This is a genomic window from Klebsiella terrigena (assembly GCF_012029655.1).
Classification (GTDB): domain Bacteria; phylum Pseudomonadota; class Gammaproteobacteria; order Enterobacterales; family Enterobacteriaceae; genus Klebsiella; species Klebsiella terrigena.
On the sequence record NZ_CP050508.1, the window covers coordinates 3,444,083 to 3,458,950 of the forward strand.

General features: G+C 56.1%; 13 protein-coding genes. 8 read left to right on the plus strand and 5 right to left on the minus strand.

Annotated features, from left to right (window positions below; translation table 11 throughout):
* The first annotated feature begins 35 nt into the window (after positions 1-35).
* Together HCK03_RS16200 and HCK03_RS16205 are read left to right on the plus strand one after the other, a co-directional pair.
* Entirely contained in the window at positions 36-1,784 is a 1,749-nt protein-coding gene (locus HCK03_RS16200) for a glycoside hydrolase family 13 protein (RefSeq protein ID WP_052474612.1), read from the plus strand.
* Positions 1,785-2,229: 445 nt separating this feature from the next.
* Positions 2,230-2,793, plus strand: coding sequence for a YagU family protein (locus HCK03_RS16205; RefSeq protein ID WP_041145078.1), 564 nt, complete (start codon positions 2,230-2,232; stop codon positions 2,791-2,793).
* Positions 2,794-2,905: 112 nt separating this feature from the next.
* On the opposite strand, the gene HCK03_RS16210 is transcribed toward HCK03_RS16205, so the two are convergent.
* Both HCK03_RS16210 and HCK03_RS16215 read right to left on the minus strand, forming a co-directional pair.
* Positions 2,906-4,234 carry a 6-phospho-alpha-glucosidase gene (locus HCK03_RS16210; RefSeq protein WP_167691900.1) on the minus strand — a complete coding sequence of 443 codons (1,329 nt, stop codon included), beginning with the start codon at positions 4,232-4,234 and terminating at the stop codon, positions 2,906-2,908.
* 11 nt (positions 4,235-4,245) lie between these two features.
* The gene (locus HCK03_RS16215; RefSeq protein WP_123551277.1) at positions 4,246-5,781 is read right to left on the minus strand and encodes a PTS transporter subunit EIIC; all 1,536 of its coding nucleotides are present in this window, start codon (positions 5,779-5,781) and stop codon (positions 4,246-4,248) included.
* A 261-nt stretch (positions 5,782-6,042) separates the two neighbouring features.
* Here HCK03_RS16215 and HCK03_RS16220 point away from each other — a divergent pair, with 261 nt between their 5' ends.
* A complete protein-coding gene (locus HCK03_RS16220; RefSeq protein WP_167691901.1) occupies positions 6,043-6,741 on the plus strand; it encodes a GntR family transcriptional regulator in 699 nt (232 codons plus the stop codon).
* A gap of 186 nt (positions 6,742-6,927) precedes the next feature.
* Here the strand turns inward: HCK03_RS16220 and HCK03_RS16225 are convergent, their stop codons facing one another.
* On the minus strand, positions 6,928-7,572 hold the full coding sequence (locus tag HCK03_RS16225; RefSeq protein WP_041145074.1) for a TenA family protein: 645 nt from the start codon (positions 7,570-7,572) through the stop codon (positions 6,928-6,930).
* Positions 7,572-8,417, minus strand: coding sequence for a BtpA/SgcQ family protein (locus HCK03_RS16230; protein WP_041145073.1), 846 nt, complete (start codon positions 8,415-8,417; stop codon positions 7,572-7,574). Before HCK03_RS16230 ends, HCK03_RS16225 begins: the two co-directional genes overlap by 1 nt.
* A 26-nt stretch (positions 8,418-8,443) precedes the next feature.
* Between HCK03_RS16230 and HCK03_RS16235 the strand changes: the two genes are divergently transcribed.
* The gene (locus HCK03_RS16235) at positions 8,444-9,313 is read left to right on the plus strand and encodes a PfkB family carbohydrate kinase (RefSeq protein ID WP_041145072.1); all 870 of its coding nucleotides are present in this window, start codon (positions 8,444-8,446) and stop codon (positions 9,311-9,313) included.
* Between the two features lie 3 nt (positions 9,314-9,316).
* Here the strand turns inward: HCK03_RS16235 and HCK03_RS16240 are convergent, their stop codons facing one another.
* Positions 9,317-10,270, minus strand: a complete 954-nt coding sequence (locus HCK03_RS16240; RefSeq protein ID WP_041145071.1) for an ABC transporter substrate-binding protein — start codon at positions 10,268-10,270, stop codon at positions 9,317-9,319.
* A 343-nt stretch (positions 10,271-10,613) separates the two neighbouring features.
* On the opposite strand from HCK03_RS16240, the gene HCK03_RS16245 reads away from it, so the two are divergent.
* The 4 genes from HCK03_RS16245 (at position 10,614) to HCK03_RS16260 (ending at position 14,866) form a co-directional block, all read left to right on the plus strand.
* Complete coding sequence (locus tag HCK03_RS16245) at positions 10,614-11,636, plus strand: LacI family DNA-binding transcriptional regulator (RefSeq protein WP_041145070.1); 1,023 nt, start codon at positions 10,614-10,616, stop codon at positions 11,634-11,636.
* A 380-nt stretch (positions 11,637-12,016) separates the two neighbouring features.
* Positions 12,017-12,763, plus strand: a complete 747-nt coding sequence (locus HCK03_RS16250) for an ATP-binding cassette domain-containing protein (RefSeq protein ID WP_161795676.1) — start codon at positions 12,017-12,019, stop codon at positions 12,761-12,763.
* A gap of 18 nt (positions 12,764-12,781) precedes the next feature.
* The gene (locus HCK03_RS16255) at positions 12,782-13,783 is read left to right on the plus strand and encodes an ABC transporter permease (RefSeq protein ID WP_166793722.1); all 1,002 of its coding nucleotides are present in this window, start codon (positions 12,782-12,784) and stop codon (positions 13,781-13,783) included.
* Positions 13,784-13,786: 3 nt separating this feature from the next.
* Positions 13,787-14,866: a phosphotriesterase family protein gene (locus tag HCK03_RS16260; protein ID WP_041145068.1), complete on the plus strand. Its 1,080-nt coding sequence runs from the start codon at positions 13,787-13,789 to the stop codon at positions 14,864-14,866.
* Positions 14,867-14,868 lie beyond the last annotated feature (2 nt).

Consider the following 14,868-nt stretch of genomic DNA (forward strand, 5'->3'; position numbering starts at 1 on the left):
GCCGCACGGCGGCGGCGCTGGCACTGTCATCGCTAATGATGACCTGGGCTTGCCCGAGCCTCAGCGCCACCCCCTCCTTCGCCGATGATATCGACGTTCATAAGGAAAATACTTTCCCGGCGTGGTGGAAAGAGGCGGTTTTTTATCAGGTGTATCCGCGTTCTTTTAAAGATACCAACGGCGATGGCATTGGTGATATTCGAGGTATTATCGAAAAGCTGGACTATCTCAAATCTCTCGGCATCGACGCAATCTGGATAAACCCCCACTACGACTCACCGAATACCGACAACGGTTACGACATCAGCAATTACCAGCAAATCATGAAAGAGTACGGCACCATGGCGGACTTCGATACGCTGATCGCCGAAATGAAAAAGCGCAATATGCGCTTAATGATCGATGTCGTCATCAATCATACCAGCGATCGCCATCCGTGGTTTATTCAAAGTAAAAGCGGTAAAAACAATCCTTACCGCGACTACTATTTCTGGCGTGACGGAAAGGATAATCAGCCGCCGAATAACTATCCGTCATTTTTTGGCGGTTCGGCATGGCAAAAAGACGCGAAGTCAGGGCAATACTATTTGCACTATTTTGCCAGGCAGCAGCCTGACCTGAACTGGGATAACCCGAAGGTACGCGAAGATCTCTACGCGATGCTCCGCTTCTGGCTGGATAAAGGCGTTTCAGGAATGCGCTTTGATACCGTGGCGACCTACTCCAAAATTCCGGGATTCCCCGATCTCACTCCCGAACAGCAGAAAAACTTTGCCCAGCAGTACACCATGGGCCCCAACATTCATCAGTATATTCAGGAAATGAACCGGGAGGTGCTGTCCCACTATGATGTTGCCACCGCCGGTGAAATCTTTGGCGTACCGCTGGATCGCTCGTCGCAGTTCTTTGACCGCCGTCGTCATGAGCTGAATATGGCCTTTATGTTTGACCTCATCCGTCTTGACCGCGACAGCAACGAGCGCTGGCGCCACAGACCCTGGACGCTCTCCCAGTTCCGTCAGATCGTCAGTAAAATGGACACTACCGTCGGGGAGTATGGCTGGAATACGTTCTTCCTTGATAACCATGACAATCCTCGCGCGGTGTCGCATTTTGGCGATGATTCACCGCAGTGGCGGGAGGCCTCCGCTAAAGCGCTGGCGACAGTCACCCTAACCCAGCGGGCAACGCCGTTTATTTATCAGGGCTCTGAGCTGGGAATGACCAACTATCCGTTTAAAAAGCTAAGCGAATTTGACGATATTGAAGTAAAAGGCTTCTGGCATGACTATGTCGAAAGCGGAAAAGTCACGGCCGCGGAGTTTCTCGACAACGTGCGCCTGACCAGCCGGGATAACAGCAGAACGCCTTTCCAGTGGGATGACAGCCAAAATGCCGGGTTTACGTCCGGTAAGCCCTGGTTTCACGTCAACCCGAACTATGTGCAAATCAACGCGGCGCGTGAGTTAACTGAGAATAAATCAGTGCTCAACTACTACAAACAGATGATTCACCTGCGTCATGAGCTCCCGGCGCTGGTTTACGGCGCCTATCAGGATCTCAACCCGCAGGATAATAGCGTTTACGCTTATACCCGAACCCTTGATAACGAACGCTATCTGGTGGTGGTGAACTTTAAAGAACAGCCGGTTCGCTATGCCCTGCCGGATAATGACGCTATTGAACAGGTGATGATAGAGACCAATCAGCAAAGCGATACGGCAAAAGAGAGTACCGCGATCGCGTTGAGTCCGTGGCAGGCGGGGGTATATAAATTACGCTAAACCGGAACGGGACATTATTGCCATTACGTTTCGGCAACCTGTTTTTCTCTTAAACGGCGATAAAAATAGGCAGGCGATGATGCTCCACGGCTGCTGAAATAAAAATCACGGCCCCGGGACGCTATTTAAAAGGGAATCGGGGAAGTCGGTTAAGTTTATTAAACGGTAGCCATCGCGTTTTTAGCGCACGTGAAAATAGCCCCGGTCAGACGCCGTGACCGGGCATGATGGGCGCTCTCCTGAGGGAGAACGAACGCGATAAAAGCGTTTATAACCGCCTCAATATGGGGTTTGTCAACGACTATAAATGGTGTTTCTTTACTCTCATTTCATGAAGAGTACAAGTTCGACTCTATGGACTTAGTGTGATCGAGATCAAAGAATCAAAACTACTTATTTATGAGTATGAGTGAACGTAAACTTATGTAATTACAGGGTGGTAGAAATGGCAGTTAAGGATTTTTTTGTGCAAACAGAGCCCGGCAGGCGTCGTTATGGCGTGGCGCTCTTCGTGGGTATTATTGCGGGGGTAATGTCGGCGTTTGTCAAATGGGGAGCCGAGGTTCCTTTACCGCCGAGAACATTCTCCGGTGGCCGGGATGAGTTTAACCCGCCATATATTTTCTTACGTGATTACCTTGGCATCGATCCGACTCAGACGGTCTACACCTTTTCAGAACACATTATTAACCCGGTGATGGTAACGCATATTATTTTCTCTCTGGTGTTCGCCATTGGGTATTGCGTGGTCGCTGAGGTATTTCCTAAAGTCAAATTATGGCAGGGGGCATGGGCAGGGATTATCGCCACTATTGCCGTTCACTGGATTTCATTCCCGCTGCTGGGCCTGACGCCCTCCTTGCTCAATATACCCGCCGGGGAATATATCTCTGAACTGGTCGGACATATATTTTGGTTCTGGGCAATTGAGATGATCCGTCGCGATCTGCGCAACCGGATAACTCACCAACCTGATGCAGAAGTGCCCCTGAGCTCTCCGTTCAGGTAATCCGACGGGCGCCAACGCGGCGCCCCGGATGAGCAAGGTGCACAACGTTTGGCACCCTGCTCCCGTCTATGCCCGACAGGGTTCATCGGGCATAGCGACGGCAGGCAGAGGTTTACTTCAGCACCGGCCAGTAGCTGCGGTTAGCAGCAATTAAGTCATCGAGAATAGCTTTAGCCACCGAGGCGCTCGGCACCGTCTTAGACAAGGTGATGGCCTGCCAGAGCTTCTGATAGCTGCCCTCAACCCAGGCATCAACAACCAGCTTCTCCACCGCCACCTGCTGCTCCATCATCCCCTTCTGGAAAAGCGGAATTTTTCCCATCGCCAGCGGCTCCGGACCGTTAATTCCCACCAGGCAAGGGACCTCAACCATCGCCGTATCATCAAAATTAGCGATAGCGCCGTTATTTTCCACGATCAGCAGCATCCGCTCCTGGGTATTAAACGCGATGGCGCAGGCGAGGTCGACGATAAAGGTCGCGTGCGCCCCGGCGTGGAAATGGGCCTCGCTGGCGCTCTGGCGCACGACTATCTCTCTGGCCATATCGAACACCTCCTTCTCTCTTCCCGCCATGACCTCATTGGCGCGGGTAAAATTAGGGTCGGAGTGGGCAACCTCGTAATCGGCGTAGAAGTAGTATTTCAGGTAGGTATTCGGCAGCGTATCGGGATCGAGGGCGAAGACGTCTTTCACCTTTTTGAAGGTTTCAATCCAGCTCGGCGCTTTATGCTGAAAATCCTCTTTCGGGCTGCAGTACCCCAGCTCGGCAACGTGGTGCTTCAGGGCGGGCATTAAATCATTACCGGCTTTATCCGTAATACTGGTCCACCAGCCGAAATGATTCAGGCCAAAATACCTGACGTTCATCTCTTTACGCGACGAGAGCCCGAGGATGTCGGCAAACAATCCTTCAATGGCGACCGGCATGTCGCAAATATTGATAATCTTCGCCGTGGGGCGTAATCGACGGGTCGCCTCGGCAACGATAGCCGCCGGGTTGGAATAGTTAAGCATCCACGCCCCCGGCGAGTAGGTCTCCATATAATCCACCAGCTCAAGCACGCCGGCGATGGAGCGCATACCGTAGGCAATGCCCCCCGGCCCGCAGGTTTCCTGGCCGATAACGCCGTACTTAAGCGGGATTTTTTCGTCCTTTTCCCGCATCTCATACAGGCCAACGCGAATATGGGCCATCACGAAATCAACGCCGGTAAACGCCTCCTGCGGATCGGTTGTGAAGCTGAACGCAACCTGCGGATAGCGCTCCGCCACCAGAATGGTACAGGCTTCGCCGATAACGCGCTGACGCTCGGGGTTATTGTCATACAGCCGGATCTCGCTCAGGGGGAAGCGGTCCATATTTTCCAGCAGCATCATAACAATCCCCGGAGTATAGGTACTGCCACCGCCGGCAATAGTGACAACAAATTTATCTTTCATTTTCCACCTCTTTATTCATGAATATCTAAATAGCTATTTACGGCACTGCGGACTTTATTCACCCCTACGCCGTAGATAACCTGAACGTGATGACCGTTGATAATGACGCTGGCGCCGCCGCTGCTCTTCAGAAGGCTCTCCTGAATCAAAGCGGGGTCCCGCACGTCAACCCGCAGTCGTGTAAAGCAGTTATCGACAGAGCAGACGTTCCCTTTGCCGCCAAGCCCGAGGACCACCTGTTCACCCGATGCCTGACCCGCCGGACCGGCGCTCGCCTTTTTTTCAGCGCCGGGCTCGCCCTGCTCCCGGCCCGGCGTATTTAGCCGAAGGCGGGTGATCAGGAATTTACCGACGAAGTACATGGTCGCGGTTTCCATCAGGCCCAGAACCACAAAGATGGGCCAGCGCGTCAGATGCGCCCCTGCCGGGATGTTATAAACAATGAAATCGATAATGCCGTTGGTTGCACAGACCCGGACGTTAAGGAGCCAGGCCAGCATCTGGAAAAAGCCATCCAGCAGCGAATAGACCAGCCAGAGCAGCGGTGCGGTAAAGATAAACAGGAACTCAAAGGGCTCAGTGATGCCGACCAGAAACGAGGTGACGATCAGCGGAATAAGGGTGATTTTTAATTTCTGCTTATTTTCCGGCCTCGCGGTTTTATAAAATGCCAGGGCCATTCCCGCCGTACCGAATATTTTCACCATCCCGTAGGTTAAAAAACGCGCCGAATCGCTTAAGGCGCCGCCGGTATTACTGGCAATTTCGGCGAGAAAAATGGGCTTCGCCCCGACGACCGTTTGGCCGTCTATCAGCAGCTGCCCGCCGATGGAGGTAAACACAAAGGGCGACCAGATCAGGTGATGTAAGCCTGTTGGAATAAGAAAGCGGTTAAGAAAGCCGTACAGAAACACGCCCGCCGCACCGAAGGTTTTCATCACGCCGGTGAGCGCCGATATGCCATGCTCAACAATCGGCCAGATATAGACGGTGCCGATGGCAAACAGGCCCACCAGCGGGATCATGACGATCAGCACCAGCTTGCTGTTGCCGTAGATGGAGAACGCGCCCTGAAACTCTATCGCCACGAAGCGGTTATGGATAAACGCCACGACGCAGCCGAGAATGATGCCGAGAAACACCCCCATATCAATAACCTGGAAGCCAAAAATAAAGGTTTGGCCGCTGCCGTATAGCTGCGCATTGCTGCTGCCTTCGGCCAGCCGTTGCGTGAGGGTTAGCCAGCTGTTATTCGCCGCCAGATACATAAACCAGGTCATGGCCGCCACGAAAGCCGCTTCCGCTTTGCGGCTTTTTGCCAGCCCGCTGGCCAGCCCGAGGCAAAAGAAAAAGCCGAGGTTATTCATGATTGCCCAAAGCATACTGGAAACATATTTACCCAGTAGATAAAGCGTGCTGCTTTCGGCCACCCATAATTTATTGGTAGTGATGCTGAGTAATGCAATCAAAAGGCCAACGACCGGCAGATATAAAACTGGCCCAATCATCGCCTTCGAAAAGTCCTGTAATTTTTTAACCCCAACCATTGTCGACCCCTTTACCATCCGACGCCTGCCAGCGCCGCGGAACATGGAACTCAGCTTATGTCGAGGCCGAAATAAATCAGATCGGCAAAACCATCATTTGTGATAGAAGTCATATACCTTTGGGTGGAATAGATATATATGTAAAACCTTATTTTTAGATGACTTTGTGCCACCAGCTTTCATGCGTTAATTTATTTAGATACTAATCAATGAATTACTTGATATCTCGCAAAGTCACTCATCAACCTGAGACATCTATAAGTGATATATAAATCAATTGCAGGTGAGCTAAGAAATCGCATCAACAGCGATGAGTACGAAATCGGGGATGCGCTACCCAGCGAGAAGACGCTGGCTGAGGAACTGCAGGCGTCGGTGATGACTATCCGCAAGGCGCTGACGCTGCTTGAAGAGGAAAAGCTGATCGTCAAACGGCACGGCAGCGGCTCGTACGTGGCGCGCAAGAGCAACTACCACGGCGGCGAACTTGATGGGTTTAATTACCAGATGCATGTCGTCGGCGTGACCAATTACCGCAATAAGGTGATTGAATTCACCATGATCGACGCCCCGTTGGCGATCGCCCAGCAGCTAAAAATTGAGCCGGGGGAGAAGGTCTATTACGTCAGGCGCATTCGCCTTATCGACGACGTGCCCATTTTGATTGAAAACAGCTATATCCCGGTGGCGGTTTTTCCATGGCTGAGCATCGGCAATCTGGAAAGATCGAAATTTAACTATTTCAAGAAGGAGTGCAATATTTCCATTCTGGAGAGCCACCGCAGCTATTCCCCGGTTCTCGCCACCCGGGAACAGGCGGAGTTCCTGCAGGTACCGGCAAACAGCCTCCTGCTGCGGGTCCAGTCGCTCAGCTATACGCAGAATAATATCTGCGTCGATTTATCCGATATCTACCAGAACACCAACAAATACAACGTCAAGCATATCACCCGTCGTTAGGCCGCCAGCCTTCGAAGGCGGCGCGCGACGCGGCGTCCGTCTGCTCCCCTGACGCACGCATGCAAGCGGCGCATCGTGCAGCGCAGGGGAATCGGCTGTCCCCTCTGCCCACGATGCGCCGGATACCCTCTTTAACGCCAGGCGGCAGGGGCGCCGTTTCAGGTCGCCCCGTGTTTATCGCTGCGGCTACGCCTCGTACGCCGCGGTATGGAAATCAATCTCCCACTGCAGCACCTCGCCGTACAGCGCCGACAGCGCCTGCTTTTCGCTCTCATTAAGCGCCATTGCGCAACGGTCCAGCTCCTCCTTCAGCCAGCAGGCCTGGCGGTAGAACGCCTCCTCCGCATGCATCTCGACCCAGCGCCGCAGATCCGCGTCGCTCTGGCGGCCCTCGCTCACCCGCCGGCACCAGCAGTAGTACATCCACTCCGCGCCGAACATCAGGGTAATAATCTGTTCATAGCTCCCCTCCCGGGCGATGCGCAGCATGCCGTCGCGAAAGCGACGCACGCCGGGGCGGTCGTCCGGATAGTCGGCAGGATTAACCCGGCGCTCGGCCAGCACCTGTTCAAACCAGGCGATCTGGGTGTCCACCAGCGCGTTGAGGACGCCGATCAGCCAGCGCTGCTGGCGAATATCCGGCGCCTTGCTGACGCCGAGGGCAAAAATGGCAATCGCCGTGGCGACAAAGTTGCCCTCAAAGACCAGATAGCGGTTAAAAACCGCCTCCGGCAGGCTGTCCTGCTCGATATCGACCACAAAGCGGTGCTGCTGCATCGCCTGCCAGACCGGCTGATGTTCACGCAGCAGGCGCTCGCTAAAGTCCTCCATTACGCCTCCTCCAGCACGGCCTGAGCAACCGACATAAAGTGCTTCACCCGCGCCAGATCGACATCGTTCCACCAGACGCCGTCCACCTTCATGGTGCTGGCGACGATCACCCCCTGCGTGCGCCCGAGGATCTGGCAGACGTTGGCCGGCGTCACGCCGGAACCCACCAGCAGCGGCAGCTCGGTGGCGGCGCGGATCTCATCGATCTCCTCCATGGTGGCGCTATCGCCGGTGCGCTGGCCGGTGGCGATCACCGCGTCGGCCTCGAAGAAGTCCACGTCGCGGGTCAGCTCCTGAATCGAACGGTCGGCGACAATGGCGTGACTGCCGTGCTTGACGTGGCTGTCGGCAAAGACGCGAATATGCTCCGCGCGCAGCTGGCTGCGATAGCGCAGGGCCTTCGCCGCCGCCCCTTCAATAAACCCCTCGTTGGCGATATAGGCGTTGGCCCACTGGTTTACGCGGACGAAATCGGCCCCGCCGGCCAGCGCGGTCGCCAGCGCGGGAATCGCAGCGTTGGCCAGCACGTTAATCCCCAGCGGCACGCCGAAACGCTCGCGAACTTTCTCGGTAATGACCGCCATCAGCGCCGATGTTTCAGGGCCAATATCCTCTGGTTTGGCAAAGGGAATATCGCCGTGGTTTTCAACAATCAGGCCGTGAACGCCTCCCGCAATATAATTTTCGGCATCCCGAAGCGCTCTTTCAATAATAGCGCTCACTGATTTACCACGATATTTAGGCGTACCTGGAAAGGGGTCACAGTGAATGACACCGATGACCACTTTGCGACGAGAAAAAATATCTTGTATTGCGTTAGGTTTTTCTGCTGATATAGAAGTCATGTTATCCATCCTGTTAAGGGAACACTATGCGTGTTTACGTTATCGGTAATATTACCGTAGATGAAACCTGGTCTATTTCGGATATACCGAAAAAAGGTACCTCGATTCATGGCATTAAAGTTTCGCAGGATCTCGGCGGAAAAGGCGCGAATCAGGCGATTATATTATCCCGCTGCGGTATAGATACGCGCTTAATTGCGGCCACGGGAAATGACAGCAACGGAGCCTGGATACGCCAGCAGCTAATAAATGAACCATTGACGCTGCTACCCGTCGAAAATTTCAACCAACATAGCGACACCTCGATTATCTTAAATAGCGCCGATGGCGATAATGCCATTATTACCACTACCGCCGCCGCCGATACTTTTAGCCTCGATGATATTCTGCCGCATCTGGCAGAGGGCGCTGCGGGCGATATTGTGCTGCAGCAGGGTAATTTCTCGCTGGAAAAGACCCGGGCCCTGTTCCAGTTCGCCAAAGCGCGCGGGATGACCACGGTATTTAACCCTTCGCCGGTCAATCCTGATTTCTCCCTCCTGTGGCCGCTCATCGATATCGCGGTCGTGAATGAGTCGGAAGCGGAGCAGCTACAGCCCTACGGCGTACCCACCCTCGTCATTACCCAGGGCGCCGCCGGTGCCTGGCTGGTTCGCGATGGCCAGCGCCGGTTCTCTCCCGCCGCCGCCGCCGAGGCGCTTGATACCACCGGCGCGGGCGACACCTTTCTCGCCGTTATGCTGGCATCCGCGCTGCGGCGTGGCGTGGCGCCCGACGCTCTGGCGCTGGCTCATGCCAGCCGCGCGGCCGCCATCACCGTGAGCCGTCGGGGTACGTTCAGCGCCTTTCCCGACGGCCGCGAGCTCGCCGCCCTGCTCGCGGCGGACGATGCCTGAAGATTACTTAAACAGCGAGCGGTAGGAATCCACGTTCGCTTTGGTCACCACCGTAGCCGGAACCAGAATGGTTTTCGGCACGGTTTTACCCGAAGTAATCGTGTTCAGCGCCTTCAGCGCCTGGGCCCCCATCTGCTCAGGATCCTGCTGCAGCACGGCGGTAACGTAGCCGCCGTCGATGCCCGAAATCGCCTTCGCCGTCAGATCCCAGCCGAAGACCTTAATATCCTTCTGCCGCCCCTGGTTTTCCACCGCGGCAATAGCGCCGAGCAGCGCGGGTTCGCCGGTGGCGTAAATCGCCGTCAGATCCGGGTTGCCGGTAATCAGGTTCTCCGCCGCGGTCATCGCTTTATCCTGCACGTTCTGGCCGTCAACAACGTTGGCGATGGTAATTTTCGGGTTACTTTTCAGCGTCTCCTCAAAGCCCTTCTGCCGCTGGTTCTGAATCGCCGAGTTCAGGGCGCCGACGATCCCCAGCCGCGCCTGACCGCCCATCTCTTTCTGCACGTAGTCAACGAAGTATTTACCAATAATGCGTCCCCCTTCGATATTATCCACGCCGACCTGGGCCGCCTGAGGCCCCGCCGGTAATACCGCATCAATAGCAATCACCGGAATGTTAGCGGCGGCGGCCTCTTTTACCGCTGGCATAATTCCGTTGACGTCGATGGCGGCAACCAGGATGCCTTTAACGCCTTGCTGAATATAGTTTTCAATCGCATCATTCTGCGCGACGGGATTATCGTTGGAGTTGAAAATAACTAAATCCTTGCCGCTCGCCGTGGCCGCATCCTGCGCGCCTTTATTCATCAGATTAAAAAACAGCGCCTGCTGATTGATTTGCACTAACGCATAGGTTGGATTGGCGGCACTGGCGCAAGAAATAAAGCTAACCGATGCCAGCAGAGACGTTGCAACAGCAATAAAACGCAGTTTTCCGGTGTTAAATAACATCATCAGTATCCTCGTCGGGAATAATTGATAGCCAGCAGAGTTCCGCGCCGCGATGCGAACGCAGAAGGAGTATTTTTTTGGCGGGCAAATATCGTATCTGGCCAGCACGATCGCAGATCGTTTGGCTAATACCTGCTTGATGCATTCCGGCAACCGGTCCGTTTCGGTGCGCTACTGGAATGTTTTAAGCGGGTTTGGGAATGACTTCCCGGATGATGCGGTAAACTTCTTATACAATTCTCCGCCGATTAAATTTTGTCAAGTCTTTATTTAGCGCCGCCGTGGGCGGAAAAATTGCTGTATTGACCGCGCTTAACTATGTTACAGATAGCCGACTCTGGCAGAAATGGCGCAGGAAATGAGTATAAAACGCGTATTGTTATCCGATGTGGCAAAGCTGGCGGGACTGTCGAAGGCCACCTTATCTCGCTATATGAACAACAATATCGTGCTGCCGCAGGAAACTATCGACCGCATTGAAACGGCGATCCGCGAGCTGGACTATCGCGGAAACAGCCTGGCACGCCGCCTTAGCAAAGGGGGCAGCGAAACCCTCGGTCTGGTCCTCCCCGATATCACCAACCCCTTCTTCGCCGAACTGGCCGACGCCGCCGAGGAGGCCGCTTCGGCCAGCGGCTACAGCCTGGTGCTGTGCATCACCCGCAACAACCCGGAAAAAGAGTGCCAGTTCATTCGCTGGCTGGATACCTGCCAGGTCGACGGCCTGCTGTTCACCACCAACCGCCCCGATAACGGCCTGCTGCGTAAAGAGGTTCAGCGTCACGAGCGCATCGTTTTGCTGGATGAGGATATTCCCGGCAGCAAGGTGCCGAAGGTCTTTGCCGATAACGTCCAGGGCGGGCGAATTGCCACGGAAAAGCTGATCGCCGCCGGGCATCGCCGTATCGCCTTCGTCGGCGGGCCGGACAAGCTGATGAGCGTGCGTGAACGCTACCAGGGATTCTGCACCGCCATGGAGCAGGCCGGCCTCAGCTGGCCCCCCGAGTGGGTCATGTACGGCGACTACCAGCGCGAGTTCGGCCAGCAGGCGCTTAAGCGCCTGTTCAGCCAGCCGCTGCGCCCCACCGCCGTCTTTGCCGCCAGCGACTATCTGGTGCTTGGTCTGCTCGACGGGCTGCGCGCCTGCGGACTACAGGCGCCGGAGGCGCTGTCGCTGGTCGGCTTCGATGACGCTAACTATGCCGATTTTACCCAGCCGCGCATCTCCACCATCCGCCAGCCCGCGCGGGAGCTGGGCCGCACCGCGGTGAGCATCATGCTGCGCCTGCTGAATAACGAGCAGGATATCCCGGCGGAAACCCGTCTGCCGGTGGAATGGATTGGCCGCGATTCGATCAAGATTTGTTAAGCGCGTCCCAAAATGGCGCAAAAGCGCCCAATTTTGGCGCAAAAAACGTTCAACTTAAAATCTCTTTATTATAATTAGTAAACCGGTTTACTTATAAACCGTTAATAAATTCTTTCTGTTACATAGGGTTAAGTGATGGGGCTGCTGTGGTTTTTCTGCCCTGGCACGGATGCTGCAATGTTCTTACTGGCGAACAAATATCTTAAATAGCGTTTGACCTGACTGTGCTTGTGAAAGCTCCACTCCGCAGGTAAACCGGTTTACAAGGGCGTAAACCGTGTTGGATGGAGTCTTTTACCCACGACGGCAAACATTTTCCCGGCAATAGCGATGGGAGCGATCGGATGCAGCAGCCACAAACTATCCCGCCAAGGGTAGAGATGATCAATATCACCAAGACCTACGGGTCGATACGTTCCCTGCGCGGCGTAAACCTGGAGCTGGCTCCGGGCGAAGTGCTGGGCCTGGTGGGCGATAACGGCGCGGGGAAATCAACCCTGACCAAAGTGCTGTCCGGGGCGGTGATCCCCACCAGCGGCACTATCCGCATCGACGGCGAACAGCACCAGTTTACTAACCCGGCGGACTCTCGCCGCTGCCATATCGAGATGGTGTATCAGGACCTGTCGCTGTGCGACACCGTTGACGTTGCGGGCAACCTGTTTATGGGCCGCGAGCCGATGAAATCGGTGCTCGGCATCCCCTTCCTCGACGAGGCCAAAATGCACGCCGACGCGCGGGAGATGCTCAAGGGGCTGGGGATTTCCATTCCCGATACCCGCCTGCTGGTCCGCAACCTCTCCGGCGGTCAGCGCCAGGCCATTGCCATCGCCCGCGCGGCGGCCTTTGACCCCAAGGTGCTGATTATGGATGAGCCCACCGCCGCGCTTGCCGTGGCGGAAGTGGAGGCAGTTCTGGAGCTTATTCGTCGCGTTTCGGCTCGCGGCGTAAGCGTCATCCTCATCACCCACCGTCTGCAGGATCTGTTCCTCGTCTGCGATCGGATCATGGTGATGTATGAAGGCACCAACGTCGCCGACCGGCGGGTGGCCGACACCAGCCTGAGCGATATCGTAAACCTTATCGTGGGCGAAAAATTCACCGCTCGCTCAGCGGCAGCACACTGAGGTAACAGGATGAGTATCATGAACTTAAGCAGCTCCCGCATGATCCAGCATTCGCTGCCGCGCCGCCTGCTGCATAACCACTCTGGCGTGGTCAGCATCGCGCTGTTTTTCGTCTTCTGCTGCGTGGTGTTTTCACTCATTACCAGCAACTTCCTTACCGGGACCAACTGGCTGAATATCATTCGCCAGAGCGCCCCGCTGCTGATCGTGGCAACCGCGATGACCCTGGTGATTACCACCGGCGGCATCGACCTGTCGGTGGGTTCCACCCTCGCGCTGGTGGGCGCGCTCTCCGCCATCGCCCTCAACAACTGGGGTTTACCGTGGCCGGTTGTGCTGCTCGGCGGCCTGCTGCTCGGCGGATTAGTCGGCGCCATCAACGGCTTCTTTATTGCCTATGAAGGCATTCCGGCGTTTATCGTCACCCTCGCCACCCTCGCCGTGGTCCGCGGCATCGCGCTGCTGGTGACCCAGGGCTACTCGATCCCGGTCCCCGCCGACAGCCTGTTTACCTTTATCGGGCGCGCGTGGGTTGTGGGTATCCCGATGCCGGCACTGATCGGCATTATGATCCTGGTTATCGGGCATATCGTGCTGAATCATATGCGCTTTGGCCGCTACGTCACGGCGATCGGCGCCAACGCCGAGGGCGCACGTCGCAGCGGGATTAACACCAAAGCGGTGACCATGCGGGTGTATATCATCAGCGGAATGGCCGCCGCGCTGGCCGGCATGATCATTACCGCGCGCCTCGGCAGCGGCTCGTCCAACCAGGGGGAAGGCTTCGAGCTGCAGGTGATTGCCGCCGTGGTCCTCGGCAGCACCAGCCTGTTTGGCGGCTTCGGCACCATTATCGGCACGCTGCTCGGCGCGCTGTCGATTGCGGTTATCCAGAACGGGCTGATCCTGTCGCATATCTCGCCGTTCTACACCCAGATAGCCACCGGCACCATTATCCTGCTGGCTATCTGGCTCAACACCCGCATTCTTAACCCCACGCGATCTGCGGCGAAAGGATAGCTCATGAAAGGATCAATTTTTCGCCACCCCACTCCGCTGCCGGTCGGCGTCAGCAGCGGCTACGTGATGACGGTGCTCGGCCCGCTGCCGGTCAGCGAGATGGGCGTCACGCTGATGCATGAGCATATTCTGCTGGATGCCTCCGGCAAATGGGTACCGCCCTGCTGCTGCAGCGATCGCCATCTTGCCGAAATGCCGGTGAAGATGGAAAACCTCGGCGAGCTGTCGCTGAACCCGCTCATCAGCCGCGACAACTGCCAGCTGTTTGACGTCGACGTGGCCATTGAAGAGCTGACCAAATATCGCGCCCTGGGCGGGGAAACGGTGGTCGATCCGACCAATATCGGCATCGGCCGCGATCCGCTGGCGCTGGCGCGCATCGCTCGCCTCACCGGCCTGAACATTGTTATGGGCACCGGCTTCTATCTGGAGCCGTCGCACCCCGAGTGGGTGAAAAGCAGCAGCGTCGAACGGCTGACCGAGCGGCTAATTTACGATCTCGGCGGCGCGGAGGAGAAGCCGGAGGTGATCGCCGGGCTGATCGGCGAGATCGGCGTCTCCAGCCGCTTCACCGCCGATGAAGAGAAGTCCCTGCGCGCGGCTGGCCGGGCAAGCGCCGCGACCGGCGTGCCGATCGAGGTCCATCTGCCGGGCTGGGAGCGGCTGGGCCATCGGGTGCTGGATATTCTCGAACAGGAAGGTGCCGATCTGCGCCATACGGTCCTGTGCCATATGAACCCAAGTTTTGCCGACAAGCGCTATCAGCGCGAGCTGGCGCAGCGCGGGGCGTTCCTCGAATACGACATGATCGGCATGAGCTACTACTACGCCGATGAGTCGGCGCAGTCGCCCTCCGACGAGGAGAACGCCCGCGCCATCCGGGAGCTGATTGATGACGGCTATATCCAGCAGATTTTGCTGTCGCAGGACGTCTTCCTGAAGACCATGCTCACCCGCTACGGCGGTCACGGATATGGCTACATACTCAAGCATTTCGTTCCTCGCCTGCGCCGCCACGGCGTCAGCGGCGAACAGCTTGAAACCCTGATGATTGGCAATCCCCAGCGGGTATTTGGCGGATAAAA

Coding starts and splice junctions, on each gene's coding strand:
- HCK03_RS16200 (WP_052474612.1), top strand. CDS start 36: ATGATGACCTGGGCTTGCCCGAGCCTCAGCGCCACCCCCTCCTTCGCC.
- HCK03_RS16205 (WP_041145078.1), top strand. CDS start 2,230: ATGGCAGTTAAGGATTTTTTTGTGCAAACAGAGCCCGGCAGGCGTCGT.
- HCK03_RS16210 (WP_167691900.1), bottom strand. CDS start 4,234: ATGAAAGATAAATTTGTTGTCACTATTGCCGGCGGTGGCAGTACCTAT.
- HCK03_RS16215 (WP_123551277.1), bottom strand. CDS start 5,781: ATGGTTGGGGTTAAAAAATTACAGGACTTTTCGAAGGCGATGATTGGG.
- HCK03_RS16225 (WP_041145074.1), bottom strand. CDS start 7,572: ATGGAGGACTTTAGCGAGCGCCTGCTGCGTGAACATCAGCCGGTCTGG.
- HCK03_RS16230 (WP_041145073.1), bottom strand. CDS start 8,417: ATGACTTCTATATCAGCAGAAAAACCTAACGCAATACAAGATATTTTT.
- HCK03_RS16235 (WP_041145072.1), top strand. CDS start 8,444: ATGCGTGTTTACGTTATCGGTAATATTACCGTAGATGAAACCTGGTCT.
- HCK03_RS16240 (WP_041145071.1), bottom strand. CDS start 10,270: ATGATGTTATTTAACACCGGAAAACTGCGTTTTATTGCTGTTGCAACG.
- HCK03_RS16245 (WP_041145070.1), top strand. CDS start 10,614: ATGGCGCAGGAAATGAGTATAAAACGCGTATTGTTATCCGATGTGGCA.
- HCK03_RS16250 (WP_161795676.1), top strand. CDS start 12,017: ATGATCAATATCACCAAGACCTACGGGTCGATACGTTCCCTGCGCGGC.
- HCK03_RS16255 (WP_166793722.1), top strand. CDS start 12,782: ATGAACTTAAGCAGCTCCCGCATGATCCAGCATTCGCTGCCGCGCCGC.
- HCK03_RS16260 (WP_041145068.1), top strand. CDS start 13,787: ATGAAAGGATCAATTTTTCGCCACCCCACTCCGCTGCCGGTCGGCGTC.